The sequence below is a fragment of the Pseudogracilibacillus auburnensis genome, assembly GCF_003201975.1.
Classification (GTDB): Bacteria; Bacillota; Bacilli; order Bacillales; family Amphibacillaceae; genus Pseudogracilibacillus; species Pseudogracilibacillus auburnensis.
Map to the genome: position 1 here is coordinate 19411 of NZ_QJJQ01000005.1, position 25754 is coordinate 45164.

Sequence of the window (25754 nt, forward strand, 5' to 3'; positions counted from 1 at the left end):
ACACTTATTAAAAAAGACACTCTCAAAGAGTGCCTTCCCCAATCTAAGCATATAACGGATATTTTTTCGTAAGTGTCGTCACACGTTCGGATACTTCCTGTAATATGCCTTCATTCTCTATATTTTTTAATGTTGTAGCAATAATTTGGGCAATTTCTTTCATGTCGTCTTCTTGAAATCCTCTTGTCGTTACTGCAGCTGTACCTACTCTTATTCCACTTGTAATAAATGGACTTTCTGTATCAAAAGGAATAGCATTTTTGTTGGTCGTTACCCCAACTTTATCTAGCGCTTCTTCAGCAACTTTTCCGGTTAAACCTAATTTTGAGACGTCAAGGAGTAATAAGTGATTATCCGTACCACCTGATACGATGCGAATTCCTTCTTCTGTTAATGCTTCTCCTAACGTTTTAGCATTCACAATAATTTGCTTTGCATACTGTTTAAAATCAGCTGACAATACTTCTTTAAAAGAAGTTGCCTTTGCCGCGATAATATGCATCAATGGACCACCTTGCACACCTGGGAAAACTTGCTTATCAATTTGTTTGGCATACTTTTCTTTACATAAAATAAGCCCGCCACGTGGACCACGTAATGTTTTATGTGTTGTTGTCGTAACAAAGTCACAATATGGAACTGGATTTGGATGAAGCCCTGCTGCAACAAGTCCTGCAATATGCGCCATATCTACAAACAAATATGCTCCTACTTCATCAGCAATATCGCGGAACCTTTTAAAGTCAATCGTTCTAGAGTATGCGCTAGCTCCTGCAACAATTAGCTTCGGCTTTACTTCTTTAGCCTTTTCTAAAATAGCATCATAATCAAGTTGCTCTGTCTCTTTATCCACACCGTATTCAACGAAATTGTATAAAATACCACTAAAATTAACGGGACTACCATGTGTTAAATGTCCACCATGGCTTAGGTTCATTCCTAATACAGTGTCACCTTGTTCTAAAATAGAAAAATAGACTGCCATATTTGCTTGAGCACCCGAATGCGGCTGCACATTCGCATGTTCTGCACCAAAAATTTCTTTTGCACGATCCCTTGCTAAATTTTCCGCTACATCTACATGTTCACAACCACCATAATAACGTCGTCCAGGATATCCTTCCGCATATTTATTCGTTAAAACGGATCCTGTAGCTTCCATCACTGCTTCTGACACAAAGTTTTCAGATGCAATTAATTCAATATTATTTTGTTGGCGTTTTTTTTCCGCTTCAATTGCATCGTATATTTCACGGTCTGCCTCTTTTAAATGGTCCATTTAGTTTTCGTTCCTCCTAAAAAAATGATTGAATGTATTTTCTATATCATAACAAAAATCAAAGTACTTTTACATAAATAGCTGTTATTTTACCGAAAAACCTGAACGATAATCGTAATATTTTCGTTAACGTTCGTGTATACGGCATTTTCTAGAAAAACAACAGCCCCTGACCATATGTTCGTTATTCATATTGTGCACGGACGCCACCAATTAGTTTCGGTCTTGTTCGTGCTGCTGTTACATGTGCATTACCAACCTTTTTTTGTTTCATCCTTATAGGAACTGCAACTTTTTTTAAATGCATCCCTATCATTGTATCGCCAATATCAATTCCAGCATGTGCAGCTATTTCTTCTACAACTGTAGGTTGATTAAAGTGTCTATATGCATAAGATGCCATTGATCCACCTGCAGTTGGAATTGGTATCACAGATACAGCATCTAGCTTAAGTTGTTCTCGCACTGAATTTTCTAATACTAGCGCACGATTTAGGTGTTCACAACATTGAAAGACTAAATGAATGTTTCTTTCATTGCTTAGTCGTTGGAGTGCTTCAAAAATAATTGCTGCTATTTCTTCACTACCCGAAGTTCCTATATGTTTTCCGGCCACTTCACTAGTGGAACATCCTATAACAAATAGATCATTTTCATTTACATCGTTTGACTCTAACCACTCGGCAACGATATGATCAATATCTACTTTTACTTGTTTTAATAATTCTTCCATTTTTTCACCCTCACTTTTTCGCAAATATGACAAAAACATCCGCCTTTTTAGGGACGGATGGAGTTTCATTCATTCTCATATGCCGAAATTTTATCAATTCTATTTAAATGCCGACCACCTTCAAACTCTGTTGTAAGCCATGTTTTTACAATTTCGCGGGCAAGTCCTGGTCCAATAACGCGTTCTCCCATTGCTAATACATTCGAATCATTATGTTGCCTTGTTGCTTTCGCCGAAAATACATCATGTGTTAACGCACAACGAATGCCTTTTACCTTGTTGGCGGAAATAGAAATTCCGATCCCTGTTCCACAAATGAAAATTCCACGATCGAATTCACCACTCGCTACGCGTTTTGCTGCAGGAAGTGCATAATCAGGATAATCTACTGACGTTGTACAATCCGCTCCAGTGTCTTCATATTCATATCCTAATTCATCTAATACGCTTTTCACTTCATTTCTTAATGTCATGCCTGCATGGTCACCTGTGATAATTACTTTCACAATGAAACACTCCCTTAACATCTAATTCAACATATATTATACACTAAATTGATGAATTTGTTTGTTTAACTCTTCGGATTGTACTTCCAATTCTTGAGCTAACTTTTCAACATTATGAATCGTATTATCTTGTTCGACAATTGCAGCACTTACTTCTTGGGTTGCTGCGGACGTTTCCTCAGCAATTGCAGCAACTTCTTGTGATTGCTGGACAGTTGATTGAATACAGTGTAATTGACGATTGACTAAGTCACGGATCGTAGCGACTTCAGCTGCAACTTCTGTGACAGAACTTGCCATATCCTCAATGGATTGATTCGTCAACTCCCCACTTTTTGCTTCTTGCTTTGCATTCGTTACATGTTCATTTATTTTTTTCACGACGAGCGTAACATCATTTTGAATTGCAGTAATTAAGGATGAAATTTGCTGAACAGCTGAAGCACTCTCATCGGCAAGTTTCCGAATTTCATCAGCAACAACTGCAAAACCTTGCCCATGCTCACCAGCCCGTGCAGCTTCAATCGAAGCATTTAATGCCAATAAATTCGTTTGTTCTGCTATTTCTCCAACCATTGTGATGATCGTTTCCACTTGAAGTGCATTATCTTTTAATTTTTCTACATCCTTTAGAGAAACTTCTTGTTCATTTGCTAGTACTTGAATGCCTGTCACTAATTGATTAACAATTCGTTTACTTTCTAATAATGTTTCTAACATTGCTTCCGACTTATTTGTTGATTGTTCAGCCTTCGTTTGCACTTCTTCTGCTAAGTTTGTTGCCTCTTCCACCGCTTCAACTGTTTGTTGAATTGCTTCTGCAGCGCTTATTGCACCTTTTGAAATATCGTCCGTCGCTCCACTAATAGCACCAGAATGTTTTGAGGCAAGTTCAGCTACTTCTTTCATATTGGATACCGCTTTGTTCGTATTATTAAAGTTATTGTCAATATTATGTACCATATTTTTAATATTTTTAAACATCTTGTCTACAGCAATACTTAATGCGCGAATTTCATCATCAGATCGCGGAACAATAATTGCTTGATTTAAATTACCTTCTGCAGCACTAGATGCAGCCTCTTCCAATCGCTGGAGTGGTTTAGTTAATAAACGTGCTGCAAAAAATGCTAGAATTCCAGACCAAATGATACCTAATAATAATGTGATGATTAAAAACCACTCTTCTGAAATATTCCAAAAAGGGCTCACATAATCATATACAACATAAATAAAAAATGCACTACATGAATAGGTTATCATAGCTAATGTCGTCGTAAAAAAGACTAACTTCCTTTGTAAATTAAATCTGTACTTTCTCCTCATTTGACTTCCCCTCGCTATTACTTCTCTATTTTTTTCATTAAATAATAAATGTATTGCTCCAGTTCTAACAGAGTATTCCGATAAATATCTAGATTACCTCCAAAAGGGTCTCCAATATCTGTATTTATACATGTCGCTTCTTCCTGCTTATCCACATCCGCTACATATTCTCTCAATGTAAATAACTTTTTTTCAAATTGAGGATACTCTTGTATTAATATTTGTTTGTGTGCATTCGTCATTGTTAAAATGGTATCTGCCCAGTTCAACAGTTTCGTTGTGACCGATTGAGCATAATGGACTATGTCAATGTCTTTTTCTTTTAATACTTCAATCGTATTTTTATTAGCTGATTCGTTTTCTTGCGCATAAATCCCGGCAGACTTCACCTCTACTTCTGGCATTTTACTCTTTAATAAAGCTTCTGCCATTGGACTTCGACAAGTGTTTCCTGTACAAACAAATAATATCTTCATTTTTTCCTCCGTAATATTTCTCTGTTTTAATATAACATACATTACATACTTTTGTTACTTAAATAGTCTAAATAGGCTATATTTTAAAATTATATTTAGGTGTAAATGACTATCTTAATAAAAAATACTGTTTAATCCAAAAAGAAACAAAATAATTCCACCAAGTACTTCACTATATACTCCAACAAACGAGTGAGCTTTCCTACCAATTAACATACCAATCCAAGCGAGAATCGTAGCTGAACAGCCAAAAAAGAAAATGATTAAAATCGTTTTTATGCCAGTCATTCCGATGCTTACGCCAACTGGAAAACTGTCTACGCTTACCAAAAAAGCGACTGAAAGTAACTTAATTCCTTTGGGATTTATTTTAAAGTATGTTTTGGGATGAAATGCTGAAAAAATCATATAAGAACCAATAAAAACTAAAATAAATCCACTAATAACCGATGCGATATATTCTAATTTTAATGAAATAAATTGACCGATCAAAATCCCCATAAGAGGCACAAAAATATGAAATAAACCAATAACGAGTCCAATAATCGCAATTCTTTTTAAACGGATGCTTTGCAGTCCAATTCCGAGACTTACCGAAAAACCATCCACACTTAATGCAAAAGACATTAATAGTAATGAGCCAATTCCTCCTAACCATTCAATAAACATGCACTTGCCTCCTTGTCCTTGCTTGTACAATTTATGCAAGGGGACAAGGAATTATGAAACGAAAGGAAGTACATAATAGTTTACAAAATGCTCGTTGCAGCTCGTTTAATTCGATCCATTACCGCACTACCAATCCCATTTATCGGCAAGGATTCACATATGACAACATCAATATCCCTTTTGTCTAGAGATCGTAATGAGTGATATAAATTCGCTGCAATTTCTTGATCATCTATACCAAGCGTAATTATTTTATCCGCTTGGATGCGATTTGCGGTTCTCTTGCTTACTAAAACACCGACACGATGTCCTTTAGCCTTTTCCTGTTCGATTACTTGTTGCATATTTTTATCTTCTGACAGTAAAATTAATGGAACATCAGGAGCATAATGTTTATACTTTAGGCCGGGGGATTTTGGTTTATCTGCCTTTAATCCAGAAATAATATTTGCTTTTCCAACAACTTTTTCAATATCATCTTTTGTAATTTTACCAAGTCGTAATATGAGCGGGGTCTCTTTTGTACAATCAACAACAGTCGATTCGACTCCAACTTCTGCATTACCACCATCTAAAACAGCCGCAATTTTTCCATCTAAATCATCAAGTACATGATCCGCAGTCGTCGGACTAGGTTTTCCAGAAGTATTTGCACTCGGGGCTGCAATCGGAATGTTGCATTCCTTTAACAGTCTATACGCAACTTTGTTATTCGGGATTCGAACTCCTACGGTCGATAAATTAGCTGTTACATTTGGGGCGACTTGGCCATTACTTTTCAATACATATGTAATTGGGCCTGGTGAAAACGTATCAATTAATTTTTCTACATAGGGTGGATAGTCTTTCACTAGAGCAAATAATTGTGTTTTTGTTGCTATATGAACGATTAACGGATTGTCACTAGGTCGTCCTTTTGCTGTAAATATTTTTTGGATAGCAAGTTCATTTGTTGCATCCGCACCTAGTCCGTAAACTGTTTCAGTTGGAAAGGCGACAACTTCTCCTTTTTTTAATAATTGGGCTGCTTCTTTAATTAATTCTTCATCTATTTTGCTTTCAATGACAAGTCGTTTCGTCTTCATATCCATTACCTCGTTTCTTCTACCTTTATTTTAGACGATATAATCTTCATGTACAAAAAAATGATATGATACTCCATCAGAAAAGCTTGAACTGGCGTATAATAGTATGCGAACAATCGCCTGACTGTTCGATAAAAGCGCTAAAAAGTTGCTTATAGCGAAAGACGACAACTCCTCCGGGAATGCAGTCTAATTTGAATGATGAAATTGATTCAAATACGAAAAAAGCTTGTACTATAAAAAATAGTGCAAGCTTTTAAAAATTGTTATGTGCTTTTGTTGAGGGGGAAACTTAACACACTTCGTAAGACCACCAATGTCCTTTACGATTCGTTACATCTGTAAATTGTAGACTTTTTTCCGGTCGTAAAGAAAAGCTAAGAGATTCAAGTAAGAGGTCTGTTACAGGTTGTTCACTATGAGCATAAATCACTTTCGCTTCCCTTTGTTTCGCAAACACTAAAATAAACTCTAGCAATACTGGTAACTTGACAGCTTCCGTTCTGATAATATATAACTGCTTTAACCAATAAGCACCATTGTCTATTGATGCTAATTCAAAACAGCCGATAATTTTTTCGTCATACTCAACAACATATCCTGTTTCTAAAAGGGATTTGATATCAATTTGGTGATTGTTTTCTAAAAATTGTTCAAGTCGCTCTTCTGATACGTGAGAAGCTTGAATAAGTTTCATTCATTCCACCTCAATTATTCATTTTCTTCTTATACCATATGTTTATTTACATTAGATTATGACAATCCGAGCCACTCAAATAGAAAAAATTTCACTTCAACCTCTTCCTCTTCATCCTCAATAGACTCCTCTGTTTCTTCGGTTTCTATAACAATACTTCCCTCGTGTTCTTCTTTTAGTTCTTCCGTTTCTTCCTCTGTTTTTTCGTCTGTTTCTCCTTCTGTTTCAACCGTGGTTCCATTAGAAAAGTCTAAAAAGCATAATGGGGGAAAAAGAACACACCACCAATTCGCCCCTTTCCCTTCACCTAACGAAATAAGTACAGCTTCATATTCTCCTGCCGGATATAAATAATCATCGTATATTTTGGTCGGAAACGTTACATTTGAGCGATATTCAACTGTAAATGCCTGATCTACACCTTCTCGTTGTAATGTTTGCGCAACGATTTTTTCTATTTCTGGAACACTAGCATCAATTACACGTCTACCTTCTTCAATGTCATCGATATATTGAACTAATTCAGAAATATAAGCATTCACATCGTCACGGACAATTCGTTTTATTTGTTGATCTTCTTCAGCATCACTATTCGCTAAAATTCTTAGGCGAATTGCATCATCTGGAATTGCTTGAAATGTTTCTTCCGATTGAACTTCTTGAACTTGTAAAATAAAAACAACAAAAACTAGTAATATAATAAAAATAATTCCCTTTTTCATTGTCTTATCCCCCACAATCATTTACAACCAGTATGGACAGGATGAAGATGAAATAAACAAACAAATTTTTATAATTGGGCGGAAATAATTCTATCTCGATTGTTTATATCTTTTATTGTCTTTATTTCACTATAAGGAAATTGTTGGTTTATCAGTGATGTAACAGCAGTTGCTTGATCATACCCGATTTCAAAGCAGAGTAGCCGTTCCCCGAATTCCTCTAGCTTTTTTGTTTGTGAGATTATTTTTTCATAGGCTTCTAACCCATTCCTGTTGGCAAACAATGCAATGGCTGGATCATAATTTTTCACTGTATCTAATAGTCCTTCTTTATCAGCTTCCTTAATATAAGGAGGATTGGATACGATGATATGAGGATTGATCCTCTGTTCGCATATTGGTCTAAGAAAATCTCCTTGTGAAAAGTGAACAGAAGCTTGATGGATTTCCGCGTTCTTTTTTGCCATTTGTAAGGCTGTTGTTGATATATCGGTAGCATAAATGATCGCGTTCGAAAGTTCTAATGCTAATGTAATGGCAATCACACCACTTCCCGTACCAATGTCAACAATTGTAATGGGTGATGGAAAACATTTTTTTCGTACTTGCTGAATAACATGTTCCACAAGTTCTTCTGTTTCTGGACGAGGAATCAACACATGTTGATTCACTTGAAATCTTCGCCCATAAAAATATTCATATCCAGTTAAATGTTGTACAGGTACTCCAGTAAAGGCATGCTCTTTCACATCTGCCTTAAATTTTTCCTGTACAACTAAAGGTACTTCTTCCTGCATCATCGTATAAAAATGAGACCTTGCCACTTGTAAATGATGTTGTAATAAAATTTCTGCCACTTTTTCTTCACGATTATACTTTTTTAAAAAAGAAAAAGCCCATGAGAGGACTTCATATTGTTTTTCTATGGCCATATTAATCACCTATATGTTCGAGTTGTTTCGTTTGATCATCCATTAATAAAGCATCAATAAATTCATCTAATTTCCCTGCCAAAATTTGGTCTAGTTTTTGAATTGTTAGTCCAATACGGTGGTCTGTTACTCTATTTTGTGGGAAGTTATATGTCCTGATTCTTTCTGAACGATCTCCCGTTCCTACCGCTGATTTTCTCGATTCATCATATTCCGCTTGAGCTTCTTGTTGATACTTATCGTAAAGTCTTGCTCTTAGTACTTTCATCGCTTTTTCTTTGTTTTTTATTTGTGACTTTTCATCTTGACAAGACACAACTATTCCAGTCGGTTCATGAGTAAGTCTAACAGCAGACATCGTCGTATTGACACTTTGCCCACCTGGACCACTAGATGCAAAGCGATCGACTCGAATATCTGCTTCATTTAGTTCTATTTCAACATCTTCTGCTTCTGGAAGAACTGCAACAGTTGCTGTCGATGTATGTACCCGTCCACTTGCTTCTGTTTCTGGTACACGCTGAACACGGTGCGCTCCATTCTCAAACTTTAGTCTTGAAAATGCACCTTTTCCATTGATCATAAAAATAATCTCTTTAAATCCACCAACACCCGTTGTATGCGCCTCAATCACTTCCGTTTTCCAACGATTTGCTTCCGCAAACCGAGAGTACATTCGATATAAATCTCCAGCAAAAAGTGCCGCTTCATCTCCCCCAGCTGCAGCCCTAATTTCCATAATAACGTTTTTCTCATCATTTGGATCTTTAGGGAGTAAAAGAACTTTCATTGTTTCTTCCAATTGCTCATTACGCTTGGTTAATTCATCGATTTCTGCCTTTACCATTTCCATCATATCTGCATCTAAGTCATCGGCTAACATTTCTTTTGCATCGGTTAATTCTGTTTGATTATTTTTATATTCTCGATACGCAACGACCGCATCTTCTAAGTCTGACTGTTCTTTTGAGTAGTCACGTAATTTATTTGGATCGCTAATTACTTCAGGGTCACTTAATAATTCATTTAGTTTATTATATCGATCTTCTAATGACTGTAACCTCTCTAGCATAATTGGACACCTCTTTGTACATCAAAGTATAAATATATAATAACAGTATACACTATTTTTTTACATTCCTATGTATGATCTAAGCAAAAAATCATTTTACTTGGCCGGTTTATTCTTATATCATTCTCTCCAACATGATTAGTTATTAACTCAACTTTCGCAGATTGAAATTGACAAAAAAGCCTTCATAGAATGAAGTGGGATGAAGATACAACGCTCGAGTTGATTTCGGATTAACTGTTTGCTCTAAGCAGTCAGTGTACATCTAGACTCTACCTGCCCTTTTCGTTAAGTTTATTGTTATTAGCACGCATTTGAAATATTCTGTGCAGTAACTTTGAATGGTGAATGTCCTATCGCTACGGAAATGCACTACACTTTCACCACAGGGCATAAGAGCGACATCTATTCAACCTGCGCTATCGCTTGCTTTCACAGTGTCTCCTTTACCGTGGGCGGCTGATGAGCCTCCTCACTCGCTTTGCTCGTTGTGGGGTCTCATCTAGGCCTATCTTCCCACAGGAGTCTCCGTGCATTTCCTTCGCTAGTAGTGTGCTAATAAACAGTACGATACACGTGCTTCTACTATTTCGGTGGCTGTTTGGAGCGGAGAATCATTGACTCCTACAGGAAAGCACGAAGCCACTGAAAAACTATCGGAAATTATACAAAAAAGCCAGGTTGTTTAATGACCAAAAGGCATGTTTTCCATGCCAGTTGTATCACTAATTCAATAGGATGAAAAAAGTCAACATTCCATGTTTGTGTGGAATCCGAATTCACGAAGACTCCAGCGGGAAAAGCAACAGCCGAAAATCCATTTCAAATGTTTTGAATAAAACGTTTGAAATTAGTTGAGGCGTTGCCCGCGGAAAGCGAAGTCGATTCGGATGGAACACATGTACACAAACCTTGGGGACTTTTTCAGCCGTCTCAAAAGCGCGTGTCTGAAGACCCCACAGCGGTGGTCTTTCCGCGAGGCAGATTAAGTACGCGACGTCCTGTCGCAACACCTGCACTAGCACGTCCTGTGCGTCGGAGGCTGATGCCGTGCCCGAGGAAAGCAGTGATCCGTAGCGGAAAATAACCTAACAGTTACTGCATAGTTTATGGATTATATGAAATAAGATTATTTGGCGGGAGAAGAATTCGCAGTTCCAATCTTTTGGAATACGGTTTATTATCCCAGGGTTGTCAAGAATATCAAAAGGATCATAACTTAATCAAACGATCTGTTTGAACTCGTTTTATGGCAAATGTTGAGTTATTAATTTCATCAAGCGAATCAATTTCCTATGACAAAGAACAAAAGCGCAAGCGCTCGTTTAGCGACGTACAAATTGGAGAGCTTCTGACGAGATAAAGGAAACATGCCCCTTCATAGGGGTATGCCAACTCATGCGCCAAAGCCCGATTTTAGTCGGCCTCCCTTAAAACTTGAACCGATGTTGACTTATCATAGGAGGAAGCTTGAAATTTGCTACAGCTTTTGCGCTTAAGCTAGACGCGACTAATGGTGCAAATAAACTGATCCACAATTATATTTAAATATAATTCCCTAGACAATAAAAAACAGGCATGATCTCTGCCTGATTTCATTAAAAAAATATCCATTTTTAAAACGGTCATTCTCGCTTTTCTTTGTCTAGCCGAACTCCCAGTGACTAACGTACTTCCTTATTACTTCATATTGTATTTCTTCTTGAAGCGGTCTACGCGTCCACCAACTCGGTCTGCTTTCTGTTTTCCAGTATAAAATGGATGTGTATCTGAACTAATTTCAACACGAATGACTGGATACGTGTTTCCATCTTCCCATTCCATTGTTTCTTCAGATGTCCTAGTTGAACCACTTAAAAATTTATAGTTTGACCCTGTATCAAGGAAAATTACCTTTTGATAAGTAGGATGAATTTCTTTTTTCATGTCTTCCACCTCTTTTACCCAAATATTAATAAAATTACGATTATAAGTTTAACCTTATCTAACCTCACATCTTGATATTATAACAGTTCAAAGTCATAAATGCAACAATTAATATGACATTTACGAACCGATTAACGTTGGACTCGTTTGTTCTTTAACTCCTCATCGACCGATTGGAAAAATTCCTCGTTGTTTTTAGTCGACTTCAGTCTTCTTAAGAAACGTTCTGTAAAGTCATGCGAATCTTGCATCGTTTTTCGAATGAGCCACATTTTCTCTAAATGATCTTTAGAAACGAGTAATTCTTCTTTTCTCGTTCCCGAACGTAAAATGTCGATTGAAGGGAAGATGCGTCGCTCAGCTAAACTACGATCTAGATGTAACTCCATATTCCCTGTACCTTTAAACTCTTCATAAATAACATCATCCATTCTCGAACCTGTATCAACTAATGCAGTAGCTAAAATGGTTAAGCTTCCACCTTCTTCAATGTTCCTAGCTGCTCCAAAAAAGCGTTTTGGACGATGGAATGCCGCAGGGTCAATCCCTCCAGATAGTGTTCGTCCACTTGGCGGAATGACTAAATTGTATGCACGAGCAAGACGTGTAATACTATCCATTAAAACGATCACATCACGTTTATGTTCCACTAAACGCATCGCTCTTTCTAACACGAGTTCTGACACTTTGATATGGCTCTCAGGAACTTCATCAAAAGTAGAGCTAACGACATCAACATCAGGATGTACCGAGCGCTCAATATCTGTAACTTCTTCAGGTCTTTCATCTACAAGTAAGATAATGAGTTTTGATTCTGGATGATTAGCAGAAATGCTGTTAGCGATTTCTTTTAACAACATTGTTTTCCCAGCTTTTGGCGGGGCGACTATTAGACCACGTTGTCCAAAGCCAACCGGTGTCATTAAATCAATAATTCTTGTTGATAAATTATGTGAATCTTTCTCGAGTTTCATACATCGGTCAGGATATAAGGCTGTTAATGCAGGGAAGTGAACCCTTTCTTTTGCCGTTTCAGGATCATCCCCATTAACAGCATCAACATGGAGAAGACCATAATAACGCTCATTTTCTTTCGGGGGGCGAACTTTACCAGAAACTTTATCACCATTTCTTAAGTCAAACCGGCGAATTTGGGAGGCTGAAATATATATGTCTTCTGCACTCGGGGAGTAATTGATAGGTCGTAAAAAACCAAACCCTTCTGAAGGTATAACTTCTAATATTCCATCCATAAATAAATATCCATCTTTTTCCGCTTGCGCTTTTAAAATGGCAAAAATTAATTCTTTTTTCGTTAGTTTCGCATAATAAGATACTTTATATTCTCTTGCTAAAGCATAAATTTCCTTTAGCGTTAAATCCTCTAAATGAGAAATTGTAATTTCGGACACTTCATCACCACACCTATTCTTTTCATTTTATCAATCAATATCGTTAATGTGATTTTCTTTAAGAAACAACATGTCATTTTTTTCATAGTCTTTTACATAATTTGATAGGTTCATTTGATTGAATCTAGAGAGATATTCATAAAACTATTAGACTGATGTAATGCTCACGTTAAAAAGCTTCAAATCCAAAGCCAAAAATTGCATGGTCTTAGTAACTTATGAATTTGGCCAAGTTCCTACTCATTGGTTTATTCGAAAATTTGCCCTACCACCATGAGTTGCACTTACGATGCACAATGTTTAATCAGACAATTAATCACAATCGCAAAGGGTTTCGATGGGACGAGCAAATGTGCGGTCCCAAAAGCTTTTGGTGGGACGAGTAATCATAGTCCCAGGAAGTTGTGCTTTTAACTAGTGAGCAGTAAGAAGATATAAAACTTACTTGCCTGGCAAAAAAGAGGAGTCGAATGGGAGATTTATTATGTGCTCTTTTCTCTTCAATATTGTCAAAGTGACTAGTTATTATTCATAACTACTTACATTAAAAATATTTAGTAGATTAATCATACATGTTTATCGTCTTATATTCAACCCTACTTTTGTCATAAAATTAGAAAACTTAGCTTGTCACCAAGCCTTTAATGGCAAAAGCCTTCATAGTAATGATAACGTACAATGTTTATTGGGACGAACGAATGCGTAGTCCCGGGACGCACTAGTGTCAATGACGTTCCAAACGCTTTTCGATGGGACAAGTGTAAGCATATTCTCAGGAAGTAGCGCTTTTAGCCAATGAGCAGAAAGATAGTTTTATACATTCTTATCTGCCAAGAAAATCCAAAAACATTTTTTTATGATTCCATCACAAGATTTGGCTTTTTCTTTAAGCTATGTTGTCCATCAATAAAGCGAATGGTTCCACTTTTTGCACGCATAACGACTGTTTGCGTTTTAGCTCTTTGGCCTTTAAATTGAACTCCTTTTAACAGTTCACCATCTGTTACACCTGTCGCTGCGAAAATAGCATCATTTCCAGCACAAAAATCATCCATATAAAAAACTTTGTTCATATTTTCAATCCCCATTTTTTTACACCGAACGATCTCTTTTTCATTTGAAGGGATTAGTTTTCCTTGTATTTCTCCACCTAGACATTTTAAGGCAACTGCAGATATTACCCCTTCCGGTGCACCACCGATACCAAATAAAATATCAACTCCTGTTTCATCAAAAGCGGTGTTCATCGCTCCAGCAACATCCCCGTCCTGAATTAGTTTAATTCTTGCTCCTGCTTCACGTATCTCATGAATGAGCGCTTCATGTCTAGGACGATTTAACACAACTGCAACAACATCTTCCACATCTTTATTCTTCGCTTTAGCTACTGCAATTAAATTATCAGCAGTTGATGCATTAATATCAATTTTCCCAACCGATTCTGGCCCAACTGCAATTTTCTGCATATACATATCTGGAGCATGTAATAAGTTACCACCATCTGCAATAGCAATAACAGATAATGCATTCCAAGAACCACGAGCGACGATATTAGTCCCTTCTAATGGGTCAACCGCAACATCAACTAAGGGGCCTGAACCGGTTCCAAGTTTTTCTCCAATATAAAGCATTGGTGCCTCATCCATCTCACCTTCACCAATTACAACTGTTCCTCGCATCGGAATCGTATCAAAAACCGTACGCATCGCAGTTGTTGCTGCGTCATCTGCTTCGTTCTTCAATCCTCTTCCCATCCATCTTGCTGATGATAGTGCTGCCGCCTCTGTCACACGAACTAATTCCATTGTTAAACTTCTTTCCATTCATGACATCTCCTCTTAAGATTGGCTTTTTCAAGTTTACAAGTTCATATCTTTGTATCTAGTTGCTTTACCTCTTCATCACTCATTGTCTCTCGGCGAATGCGCGCACCTAAGTTCACTAGCTTTTCCGTCATATTTTCATATCCGCGCTCTATGTGCTCAACTCCCGTTATTTCAGTCATACCATTTGCCATTAGTCCTGCAATAACAAGCGAAGCACCAGCCCTTAGATCAGAGGCTTTAACTAACGCACCTTCTAGTTGAATAGGTCCTGAAATAATTGCGGAACCACCTTCTACCTTTATTTTAGCATTCATTCTCCTTAATTCGTCGATATGTTTAAGGCGAGCAGCATAAATTGTATCTGTTACAACACTAGTCCCTTCCGCTTTTGTTAATAACGAAGTGAAAGGTTGTTGTAGGTCGGTTGGGAATCCCGGATATACTAATGTTTTTATGTCGACGCTTTGTAAATTTTTTTTCGTTGTAATTAACAATTGTTCATCACTTTGTTCAATTGACACACCCATTTCTCGCAATTTTGCAAGTAGGGATTCTAAATGTTCTGGGATAACATTGTCGATAATTACTTCTTTTCCTTGAGCAGCCGCGGCAATGACGTATGTTCCTGCTTCAATTCGATCTGGGATAATCGTATGTCGACAACCGTTAAGGTTTTTTACTCCTTCAATCCGAATAATATCTGTGCCTACCCCTTTAATCTTTGCACCCATATTTGTAAGAAGAGTAGCGACATCAATAATCTCGGGTTCTTTAGCTGCGTTCTCAATCGTTGTTTTTCCTTCTGCAAGGACAGCAGCCAACATAATATTAATCGTAGCACCGACACTCACGACATCTAAATAAATTCGTGCACCTTTTAACTCTTCAGCATGTAAATAAATAGCACCTTTTTCATTTGTCACCTTTGCACCTAACGCTTCAAAGCCTTTAATGTGTTGGTCAATCGGGCGCGGACCTAAATAACAGCCGCCAGGTAAGCCAATTGCAGCCCGTTTAAATTTCCCTAACATCGCCCCCATAAAGTAATAAGATGCGCGTAATTTCTTTACCTTTCCATTGGGAATCGGTATAGAGACGATTGATGATGGATCAATATGTACTTTTTGATTTGAATCTCTAACTATTTTTGCACCGATGTCTTCTAAAATTGAATTTAATGTATTAACATCTGATATGTTAGGAAGACCATCAATCGTCACAGTTGAATCAGCTAAAATAGCTGCTGGAAGCAATGCGACTGCACTATTTTTCGCACCATTTACTCGAACAGTGCCTTGTAAGAGATGTCCACCTTCAACTATTATTTTCTCCATTTATAACCCTCTCTTTACATAAAACAACCTATGATCGACTTATTACCTAATCCACAACATTGGTTCATTGGCTTTAAAGCAACTTTTCATGTGCAAGAAAAGACCAATTCGTTCAGAAACAAATAGTTATGCACTAATTATAGATCCTTCACTTTGTTCCAGTCAGATAAAAATTGTTCAATTCCTTTATCTGTTAGTGGATGTTTCACTAATTGTGCTAATACTTTATAAGGGATTGTTGCAATATGTGCACCATTTAAAGCAGCATCTGTCACATGTAGTGGATGCCTGATCGAAGCAGCAATAATTTGTGATTTGATATCAAATTGGTCAAAAATTTGTGAAATAGTAGCGATCAATTCCATACCATTATGACCAATATCATCTAGACGACCTAAGAATGGAGAAACATATGTCGCTCCAGCTCTCGCAGCTAATAGTGCTTGGTTTGGATTAAAGATTAATGTAACATTTGTTTCAATATTCAGGTCACTTAATACTTTGACAGCTTTTAGACCTTCCAATGTCATTGGAATTTTGACCGTTATATTAGGAGCAATCGCCGCCAATTCTTTTCCTTCTTTAATCATGCCTTCTGCGTCTTCTGAGATTACTTCTGCACTAACAGATGTCGATACTTCTTGTGTAATTTCGCGTAAGCGTTCATGAAAAGATACACCTTCTTTTGCAACCAGAGTAGGATTGGTTGTCACACCAGCTAAAACACCTAATTCGTTTGCTGCACGTATTTCGTCAATATTTGCAGTATCAATAAAAAATTTCACGTTTATTTGCTCCCCTCATTATTTATCTTCCTGATTTATTACTTTTAGAAAGTTCGCTATACCAATTCATTTATTTTATGCCTTTTGCGATGAACCAAATTCACGCATTTTACCGATAACTGTTTCTTTAATTGCTTCTTTTCCAGGTCCCATATATTTACGAGGGTCATATACTTCCGTATCATCTGCTAATATTTCACGGATTTTTTTCGTTTGCATTATTTGATTTTCTGTATTCACGTTAATTTTTGCCGTTCCAAGTGAAATCGCACGTTGGATATCTTTTAGCGGAATTCCTGTTCCTCCATGCAATACGAGTGGTACACCTGTTAATTTCATTACTTCTTCCATCCGATCAAATCCTAAATTTGGCTCTCCTTTGTATGGACCGTGAACAGAGCCAAGTGCAGGTGCAAAACAATCAACATTCGTCTCTCTTACTAACTCGTCACATTCAGTTGGAATAGCATACATCGCTTCTGCATCATCCACGATTAGATCATCTTCTTGCCCACCAATTCGACCAAGTTCTGCCTCAACGGAAATACCGTGAATATGTGCTAACTCTACCACTTTTTTAGTAAGAGCAATATTCTCCTCTAGCGGCAAGTGAGACCCATCAATCATCACAGATGTAAAACCTGCATGAATGGCTTCAGCACATTTCTCAAAACTTGACCCATGGTCTAAATGAATCGCAACAGGTACAGTTGTTCCGCTCTCTTCCATAAGTGCTTCTACCATTGCAACGACGACTTTAAATCCACCCATATATCTTGCTGCACCTTCTGAAACACCAAGAATAACTGGCGAGTTTTCTTCCTCGGCCGCCTCTAAAATAGCTTGTGCATACTCTAAGTTATTTACATTGAATTGACCTACTGCATATTGTTCCTCTTTTGCGATCTGAAGCATTTCCCTCATCGATACTAATGGCATCAAAAACATCTCCTTCTAAAATTATCATGTTTAATTAGCATATCAAAGTCCATTATACAATATATAGTTGTAACTTGTTGAATGATTAGAACACTTGGCATTTGGTAAAGAGAACACACCGATTGTCGAGCCGTCAAGGCGGTGACTAGGTGATGCTTGAGCTTATGTAAATAAGTGTTTCACTTAATTGCATAAGCTTTTTCCGCGAATGCCTTAGTTACGTTTACAACATAGGACGTGCTAGTACTGGCTCCCGCGACAAATGTTTTGATGCGACGAACGAACGTGAAAGTTTCAGGACATAGCACTCTTAGTTACTAAGCAGTAAGAAAGTATTGATCCTTTCTTATCTGCTGAAATTCACCAAATTGCTTAGTCAAAGAATAAGTAATATATTCCTTATTTACAAGATATGTTGTGTTCTAAAAAAAGATTAATCCACTTTACCTGGTATATTTTTCTTTTACAATTGCACCAACAAATCCTTCAATTATTGGATGTGCTTTTGTTGGTCTTGATTTAAATTCTGGATGATATTGGCAAGCGACAAACCATGGGTGTGATATTAATTCGATCGCTTTAATTGATTTTTCATCCTCGCCTAAAGCCGAGATAATAAGTCCATTTTGTTCTAATTGATCTTTATACTCATTGTTTAGTTCGAAACGGTGACGGTGTCGCTCTTCCACCCTTTTAACTCCATTATATGCTTTCTGTATTTTTGTACCATCTTTTAGCTTGATCGGATAAGACCCTAATCGAAGCGTTCCACCGATATCATCATTTTGATCAAGCTCTTTAATTAATGTGACGATCGGGTAAGGAGTATGTTCATCGATTTCTACGGAATGTGCGTTCTTTAATCCAACGACATTACGGATAAATTCAACTGCTGCAAGTTGCATGCCTAAACAAACACCTAAAAATGGAATGTTATTCTCTCTTGCATACTGTATAGCTTCTATTTTACCATCAATTCCTCTTGTGCCAAAACCTCCAGGAACGACAATTCCATCAACATGGGATAATTCATCATGGATCGTTTCTTTGTCTAATATTTCGGAGTTAATCCAATGGATGGAAATATCCGTATCATAAGAAAATCCGGCATGTTTTAACGATTCTACAAGTGATAAATATGCATCAGGTAATTCAACATACTTTCCTACTAAACCAATTTCTATTGTACGTGATAAATTCCGAACTTTACTTACAAGCTCTTGCCATTCTGCCATATCCGCTTTTTTATGTTCTAGTCCTAAATGGTTACAAACTAAATCATCAAATTGTTGTTCCTGTAAAGCGATAGGTACATGATATAGTGTATCAGCATCAAGCATTTCAATGACCGCATTTTTATCCGTATCACAGAAGAGAGCAATTTTTTCTTTGTTTTCTTCACTTATAGCGAACTCTGAGCGAAGAACAATCGCATCTGGCTGTATTCCAAGGGATCTTAATTCCTTCACACTATGCTGTGTTGGCTTTGTTTTTATTTCACCTGCCGCTTTAATATACGGAACAAGTGTACAATGGATATACATGACATGATCTCGACCAATATCACTCTTTATTTGTCTAATTGCTTCTAAATATGGAAGTGACTCAATATCGCCGACTGTTCCACCAATTTCAGTAATAACAACGTCTGCTTTTGTCGCTTTGCCCGCTTTGTAAACTTGTTCTTTTATTTCATTTGTAATATGAGGGATTACTTGTACAGTTGCTCCTTTATACTCACCTTTACGTTCCTTTTTTATCACACTAGAATATACTTTTCCAGTCGTAATGTTACTATATTTATTTAAATTAATATCGATAAACCGTTCATAATGACCTACGTCTAAATCTGTTTCAGCACCATCTTCTGTAACGAATACTTCCCCATGTTGATAAGGACTCATCGTACCTGGATCAACGTTAATATATGGATCAAATTTTTGCAATGTAACCTTTAATCCGCGGTTTTTAAGTAAACGTCCTAATGATGCAGCAGTAATGCCCTTTCCTAGTGATGAAACTACCCCACCAGTTACAAAAATATATTTTGTCAATGTTGTACCCTCTTTCTTCTATCATTTTCATGCAGTATATTAGGAAAACTTGGCGTTCGCTAAGGAAAACACGCCGACTGGCAAGCCGTTGCAGAGATGACTAAGGCGATGCCTGAGCTTATCAGACTGGAACACGTATTTTTACAAAGAGAAATCCGAACAATGATGGTTGTATCTAACCACCCACTTCGGAAATACACTTCGCACATCCTACCTAAGGCCGCTGGTGAGTCTCCGATGCACAATGTTTATTACGACGAGTAATCGCAGTCGCAAAGCTTTTCGATGGGATGAGCATTTAACGTAGTCCTAAGACATGCTAGTGTTGGCGTAAGTCACATGGACGTACCCGTTTCTAGCCGACTAGGAGTCGTGTATCTCCCCTCCGCTAAAGCAGTTTTTCGTTCGTCTTTAGATGTGATCATTCTAGTTAAGTACCAGTCCTCTAATCCTATAATCGCGAAAGCCTTCGATTGCACTTTTGTAGGAAGGAAGTAGTATACTTTCTTTCCCACAAATAATAAATGCGTTTCCCAACTTTTAGGGGAAACGCATCTGCTTGTTAAAAATAATCTTGTATAGCCCACTAAAAATTTTACTCATTATATATAAAAATGTCAAGATTTCATCATTGTATTTTGTTTGGATTATTTTCCCCAAAAACAATATGTTTCTTTCATAAAAAAAGTTGACTTAAGGAAAGAAATAGGTTATGTTGTATTTGTGCAACATTTTTAATAATAGCAAAAGGTGGTGATAATATATGTCCTTTTTCACACTTCCGGACCTACCATATGATCTTGAAGCTTTAGAACCTTTCATCGATGCCCGTACTTTAGAGGTCCACCATGGTGGTCATCATGCTACATATGTCAAAAATTTGAACGATGCTTTAGAAGGTTATGACCAATTACAAGATAAATCATTGGAATACTTATTAAGTAATTTGGATACTTTACCAGAAAAAATTCAAACTGCAGTAAGAAATAATGGCGGGGGACATTTTGGGCATAGTCTGTTTTGGGAAGTAATGACTCCTAACGGTGGTGGTGAACCTACAGCTGATATTGCAAAAGCAATTGATAAATATTTTAAAACGTTCGATAACTTTCAAGATCAGTTATCGAAGGCGGCAATTTCAAGATTTGGTAGTGGCTACGGTTGGCTCGTTATCGATGATAACGAAGATTTGTCCATTATAAGTACGGCTAATCAGGATATGCCATTTGAAGTTGGGAAAAAACCGCTACTCGTTATCGACGTTTGGGAACATGCGTATTATTTAAAATATCAAAATCGCAGACCTGAATTCGTAACGAATTGGTGGAAAACAGTAAATTGGGATAAAGTAAATGAACTGTATAATGATGCAATGAGGAATTGATTTGGTGATTCAGGTAATTCAAACTTTAACCTCTCAGGGTGGTAGCTGAGAGGTTCTTTTTAATTCGTTGTGTTATTGACACATTTTTACCTTTTATTCATCCTCTACACTATAATCTAAATCATCATAATCTTCATATAGTGCATCTTCATCTTCTTCCTCTTCTAAAGCTTCATCCTCAAGTTCCTCGTCTAAATATTCTTCTTCCTCTAAATCTCTTTTACGTGATTCAGCTAATGCTTTTTCACTCGTTTGATCAACTGGGTACCATCTTTTTAATCCCCATACGTTTGAACCTAAAGTGGTAAAACGCCCGTCTACATTCAGATCCGTATAGAAACGGGATAATAAATCATCTCTTTGTGCTTGAGTAAAATCTTTCAAATCTGCTACTTTATGAAATAGGTCTATAAAGTTCATTTCCTTTTTTTCATCTGCCAAAACGATATTTGCTAGCTCAATCATCGACATTTTTTGAATTTGTTCATCACTGTATTTTTTTAATGCCATCACAATGCACTTCCTTTTCCAATAATATTAAAAATGATATAAAGAAGACTTGGTTCAGTAGCGAAGTTTAGATTCCATCTGAACTTTAGTCACGCTTACTTACGATTTAGTAAAAAGACCAATTAGTTTCAAAGTTTCGCAATAATGATTAAGAACATCCTTATATGCGGGTGCAAAAAGGCCGATAAAAAGGACCAAGAATTTCTACTAGCTAAAAACGCCACATCCTGCTTCTTTCGATTACTCGCCCCATCAAAATGCCTTGGGACTCCGCTAAATGCTCGCCCCATCGAAATGCCTTGTGGCAACGCCAGTACTAGAACATCATGTTCGTCGAAGGCCGCGTAGATTTCGGGAACAGACTTTCACAGGATGTGAAGACTTCCGTATTGCCCACAACTCTTTTCGATGGGACGAGCGAAGGCGCAAATGCTCTTCGATGGGACGAGTAAGCGCAGTCCCAATCCCAGAACCTGGGCGAATTTAACGGAAGATCCCCTAAAAAGCAAGCTTAGAAAACTTTGCATTCGCAACGCCTTTACTGCGAATGCCCTAGTTGCACTTATGCGAGTCAAGAAAGGATTTATCCTTTCTTAGCAGCCAACGCAGAAATTCGATGCGTCATTTTTGTTGGACTTTTTAACATCTTCTATATGTATAATTATTAACACTAATAATTTTGTAGTATAAACCATTCCCTAGATTATAATCAAGTGACATGAAATTATGCTACATTTTTTTCTTATTTTGTCTAATTAGACACATAAAAAGAGAAACGACTGGAGAAAAAGTCGCTTCTCACATTTAGCTTTCATTTACATATTTCTACGATACTGACCGCCTACTTCATATAATGTTTCCGTAATTTGCCCAAGACTGGCAACTTTTACAGTTTCCATTAATTCAGCAAATATATTTCCGTTTTCCCTAGCTACCTTTTTTAAACGGGTAAGCGCATCTTTTACAACATCCTTGTGTTTTGATTGAAAAACCTTCAATTGATTAATTTGATGCTCTTTTTCTTCTTTCGTTGCTCTCGCTAATTCCATGGCATCGATTGTTTCTTCAGAGGGTGGATTCGGATTTAAATACGTATTGACTCCGATTATTGGTAATTCACCTGAATGTTTTTTACTTTCATAGTAAAGTGACTCTTCCTGAATTTTTCCACGCTGATATTGTCTTTCCATCGCTCCTAGTACTCCACCGCGGTCATTTATCCGTTCGAATTCAGCTAAAACTGCTTCTTCAACAAGGTCGGTTAGTTCATCAATGATAAAAGATCCTTGTAAAGAATTTTCATTTTTAGTTAATCCAAATTCTTTATTGATGATCATTTGAATTGCCAGTGCCCGTCGAACAGACTCTTCCGTTGGAGTCGTAATTGCTTCATCATATGAATTCGTATGAAGTGAATTACAGTTGTCTTGAATGGCGATCAGCGCTTGCAATGTTGTTCGAATATCATTGAAATCAATTTCTTGGGCGTGGAGTGATCTACCCGATGTTTGAATATGATATTTTAACTTTTGACTTCGTTCGTCTGCTCCATATTTTTCACGCATCGTAATCGCCCATATTCTTCTCGCTACACGACCAATAACCGTATACTCCGGGTCAAGGCCATTGGAGAAGAAAAACGATAAATTAGGTGCAAAAGCATTTATATCCATGCCACGACTTAAATAATATTCTACATACGTAAAGCCATTTGCTAGCGTAAATGCAAGTTGAGTAATTGGATTTGCACCAGCTTCCGCAATATGATACCCAGAGATAGACACAGAATAATAATTACGAACTTCGTTATTTATAAAATATGCTTGAATATCCCCCATCATCCTTAAGGCAAATTCAGTTGAAAAAATACATGTATTTTGTCCTTGATCTTCTTTCAAAATATCGGCTTGCACTGTCCCACGTACAACATGTAATGTTTTTTGCTTAATTGTTTCCTGTTCCGCTTCTGTTGGCTCTCTACCTTCTGAATCCATAAATTTTTCGATTTGTTGTGCGATCGCTGTATTAAAATACATCGCCAAAATAATTGGCGCCGGTCCATTTATCGTCATCGAGACCGATGTCTGTGGATCAATTAAATCAAAACCTTTATATAGCTTCTTCATATCATCTAGCGTACAAATACTGACACCACTTTCACCAACCTTACCGTAAATGTCCGGTTCATATGCTGGGTCTTCCCCGTACAATGTAACAGAATCAAATGCGGTAGAAAGTCTTTTTGCTCCTTCCCCTTCGGATAAATAATGAAAACGACGATTCGTACGTTCAGGTGTCCCTTCTCCTGCAAATTGTCTTGTCGGATCTTCCCCCTGCCGTTTAAATGGAAATACTCCTGCTGTATATGGAAATGATCCTGGAACATTTTCTTTCATTAGCCATGTTAACCGATCGCCCCAATCAGTAAACTCAGGAAATTTTACTTTCGGAATTTTTAATCCGGATAAGGAAGTAGTTGTAATGTCAAGCTCTATTTCTCGGTCTCGGATCATAAAGGAAAATGTATCACTGTCATACTTTTCTTTTATATCATCCCACGAGTAAAGCAGTTTCTTTTCGCTGTGATTCAACTTTTCTTCATGTTGATCAAACGTTTGATCAATCAACTTTCGAGCTTGCTCATCCTCGATAAGTTCTTTTGTTCCATCTAATTGATATAGTTTTCTAGCAATGCTACTTTTTTCATTCACATTTTTATGATAGTTACGAACAGCAGAACTAATGTCTCGTAAATAATGGATTTTATCATTCGGAATGATCGTTTTACGTTCAGAAGATAAAACGTGACGATCAAACGGTACTTTTTCATCCCAGTCATATTGCTCATTCAATTTGTCAATAATGGATGCGAATAACGCATTTGTCCCGGGATCATTAAATTGGCTCGCAATCGTTCCAAAAACGGGAAACTTTTCTGCGTCTTCATGAAATAGCATACGACTTCGTTCATATTGTTTTCTAACTTGTGTTAACGCATCATCTGAGCCTCTTTGTTCAAATTTATTAATAACGATAAAATCGGCAAAATCGATCATATCAATTTTTTCTAGTTGTGTCGGTGCACCGAATTCTGCCGTCATGACATACATCGACATATCGGTAATGTCGGTAATTTCAGCATCCCCTTGCCCGATCCCACTCGTTTCAACAATGATTAAATCATAATTTGATGCACGTAATACATCAATAATATCTTTTGTTGCTTTTGAAAGTTCTGTTCGAGATTCCCTTGTGGCTAATGAACGCATATAAACTCGATCAGAAAATATTGCATTCATCCGGATTCGATCTCCTAAAAGGGCTCCACCAGTCTTTCTTTTCGTTGGATCTATGGAAATGATAGCGATTCTTTTATGGTCTAATTCGTGTAAAAAGCGCCGAATTAGTTCATCTGTTAAGGAACTTTTCCCTGCACCACCAGTTCCTGTAATCCCCAATATAGGGATGTTTTTGTTTCCTTTTTCTCTTAACGTTTGTAAAAGTGCTTTTTTTTCTTCCCTTTTCGATTCTGTTTCAATAAACGAAATCATCCGTGCAATTGCTTGCTTTTCTCCTTTACATAAACGATCTGTCTCTTCTTCAAGTTGGATCGGTTGCTGAAAATCACTTAACTCAAGCATGTGATTAATCATGCCTTGTAACCCTAGTTTACGTCCATCTTCAGGTGTGAAAATCCAAGCAACACCATAATCGTGTAACTCAGTTACTTCACGAGGAATAATCGTTCCCCCGCCCCCACCAAATACTTTAATATGATCTGCTTTATTTTCCTTTAATAAATCAATAATATATTTAAAATATTCGATATGGCCACCTTGGTATGATGAAATGGCAATTGCTTGGGCATCCTCTTGAATTGCTGCATAAACGACTTCTTTTGCACTACGATTATGACCTAAATGAATTACTTCTGCGCCGCTTGCTTGTAAAATGCGGCGCATAATATTAATCGATGCGTCATGACCATCGAACAAACTTGAAGCTGTAACAAAGCGGATATGATTATGTGGACGGTATATTTCAGTTTGCTCCATCATGTACCCCCCCTTTGATTTAAGTAACCTTC

21 protein-coding genes are annotated in these 25754 nt (G+C 37.2%); 1 reads left to right on the forward strand and 20 read right to left on the reverse strand.

The features are described 5' to 3' along the window. Positions 1–43 precede the first annotated feature (43 nt). The 18 genes from DFR56_RS08330 to DFR56_RS08415 all read right to left on the reverse strand — a co-directional run bounded on the left by DFR56_RS08330 (position 44) and on the right by DFR56_RS08415 (position 19773). Positions 44–1279: a serine hydroxymethyltransferase gene (locus tag DFR56_RS08330; protein WP_110394977.1), complete on the reverse strand. Its 1236-nt coding sequence runs from the start codon at positions 1277–1279 to the stop codon at positions 44–46. 184 nt (positions 1280–1463) lie between these two features. After that, positions 1464–2012 carry a TIGR01440 family protein gene (locus DFR56_RS08335; protein ID WP_110395167.1) on the reverse strand — a complete coding sequence of 183 codons (549 nt, stop codon included), beginning with the start codon at positions 2010–2012 and terminating at the stop codon, positions 1464–1466. Positions 2013–2077: 65 nt separating this feature from the next. After that, complete coding sequence (rpiB, locus tag DFR56_RS08340) at positions 2078–2518, reverse strand: ribose 5-phosphate isomerase B (RefSeq protein ID WP_110394978.1); 441 nt, start codon at positions 2516–2518, stop codon at positions 2078–2080. Between the two features lie 36 nt (positions 2519–2554). Beyond that, positions 2555–3844, reverse strand: coding sequence for a methyl-accepting chemotaxis protein (locus tag DFR56_RS08345; RefSeq protein WP_110394979.1), 1290 nt, complete (start codon positions 3842–3844; stop codon positions 2555–2557). Positions 3845–3861: 17 nt separating this feature from the next. Next, complete coding sequence (locus tag DFR56_RS08350) at positions 3862–4320, reverse strand: low molecular weight protein arginine phosphatase (RefSeq protein WP_110394980.1); 459 nt, start codon at positions 4318–4320, stop codon at positions 3862–3864. Between the two features lie 114 nt (positions 4321–4434). Then, on the reverse strand, positions 4435–4989 hold the full coding sequence (locus DFR56_RS08355; protein WP_110394981.1) for a manganese efflux pump MntP: 555 nt from the start codon (positions 4987–4989) through the stop codon (positions 4435–4437). Between the two features lie 80 nt (positions 4990–5069). Further along, the gene (locus DFR56_RS08360) at positions 5070–6074 is read right to left on the reverse strand and encodes an L-threonylcarbamoyladenylate synthase (protein ID WP_110395168.1); all 1005 of its coding nucleotides are present in this window, start codon (positions 6072–6074) and stop codon (positions 5070–5072) included. Between the two features lie 292 nt (positions 6075–6366). Next, positions 6367–6771: a GNAT family N-acetyltransferase gene (locus DFR56_RS08365; protein WP_110394982.1), complete on the reverse strand. Its 405-nt coding sequence runs from the start codon at positions 6769–6771 to the stop codon at positions 6367–6369. Between the two features lie 56 nt (positions 6772–6827). Beyond that, entirely contained in the window at positions 6828–7493 is a 666-nt protein-coding gene (gene spoIIR, locus DFR56_RS08370) for a stage II sporulation protein R (RefSeq protein ID WP_110394983.1), read from the reverse strand. Between the two features lie 68 nt (positions 7494–7561). Then, positions 7562–8425: a peptide chain release factor N(5)-glutamine methyltransferase gene (gene prmC, locus DFR56_RS08375; RefSeq protein WP_110394984.1), complete on the reverse strand. Its 864-nt coding sequence runs from the start codon at positions 8423–8425 to the stop codon at positions 7562–7564. Position 8426: 1 nt separating this feature from the next. Then, a complete protein-coding gene (prfA, locus tag DFR56_RS08380) occupies positions 8427–9497 on the reverse strand; it encodes a peptide chain release factor 1 (protein ID WP_110394985.1) in 1071 nt (356 codons plus the stop codon). A gap of 1680 nt (positions 9498–11177) precedes the next feature. After that, the gene (locus DFR56_RS08385; RefSeq protein ID WP_110394986.1) at positions 11178–11423 is read right to left on the reverse strand and encodes a type B 50S ribosomal protein L31; all 246 of its coding nucleotides are present in this window, start codon (positions 11421–11423) and stop codon (positions 11178–11180) included. A 131-nt stretch (positions 11424–11554) separates the two neighbouring features. Continuing rightward, a complete protein-coding gene (gene rho, locus DFR56_RS08390; RefSeq protein WP_110394987.1) occupies positions 11555–12835 on the reverse strand; it encodes a transcription termination factor Rho in 1281 nt (426 codons plus the stop codon). An 854-nt stretch (positions 12836–13689) separates the two neighbouring features. Continuing rightward, positions 13690–14658: a class II fructose-bisphosphatase gene (glpX, locus tag DFR56_RS08395; protein WP_110394988.1), complete on the reverse strand. Its 969-nt coding sequence runs from the start codon at positions 14656–14658 to the stop codon at positions 13690–13692. A 44-nt stretch (positions 14659–14702) separates the two neighbouring features. Beyond that, positions 14703–15995, reverse strand: a complete 1293-nt coding sequence (locus DFR56_RS08400) for a UDP-N-acetylglucosamine 1-carboxyvinyltransferase (protein WP_110394989.1) — start codon at positions 15993–15995, stop codon at positions 14703–14705. A 137-nt stretch (positions 15996–16132) separates the two neighbouring features. Further along, positions 16133–16780, reverse strand: coding sequence for a fructose-6-phosphate aldolase (gene fsa, locus DFR56_RS08405; RefSeq protein ID WP_110394990.1), 648 nt, complete (start codon positions 16778–16780; stop codon positions 16133–16135). A gap of 75 nt (positions 16781–16855) precedes the next feature. Next, positions 16856–17719: a class II fructose-1,6-bisphosphate aldolase gene (fba, locus tag DFR56_RS08410; protein WP_110394991.1), complete on the reverse strand. Its 864-nt coding sequence runs from the start codon at positions 17717–17719 to the stop codon at positions 16856–16858. A gap of 443 nt (positions 17720–18162) precedes the next feature. Then, positions 18163–19773 (reverse strand): CTP synthase, encoded by a 1611-nt coding sequence (locus tag DFR56_RS08415; protein WP_110394992.1) that lies wholly within the window; start codon positions 19771–19773, stop codon positions 18163–18165. Positions 19774–20536: 763 nt separating this feature from the next. On the opposite strand from DFR56_RS08415, the gene DFR56_RS08420 reads away from it, so the two are divergent. Then, positions 20537–21157 carry a superoxide dismutase gene (locus DFR56_RS08420; protein ID WP_110394993.1) on the forward strand — a complete coding sequence of 207 codons (621 nt, stop codon included), beginning with the start codon at positions 20537–20539 and terminating at the stop codon, positions 21155–21157. Between the two features lie 93 nt (positions 21158–21250). Here the strand turns inward: DFR56_RS08420 and rpoE are convergent, their stop codons facing one another. Beyond that, entirely contained in the window at positions 21251–21667 is a 417-nt protein-coding gene (rpoE, locus tag DFR56_RS08425) for a DNA-directed RNA polymerase subunit delta (RefSeq protein ID WP_110394994.1), read from the reverse strand. An 815-nt stretch (positions 21668–22482) separates the two neighbouring features. Then, complete coding sequence (gene icmF, locus DFR56_RS08435) at positions 22483–25722, reverse strand: fused isobutyryl-CoA mutase/GTPase IcmF (RefSeq protein ID WP_110394996.1); 3240 nt, start codon at positions 25720–25722, stop codon at positions 22483–22485. Positions 25723–25754: the final 32 nt, after the last annotated feature.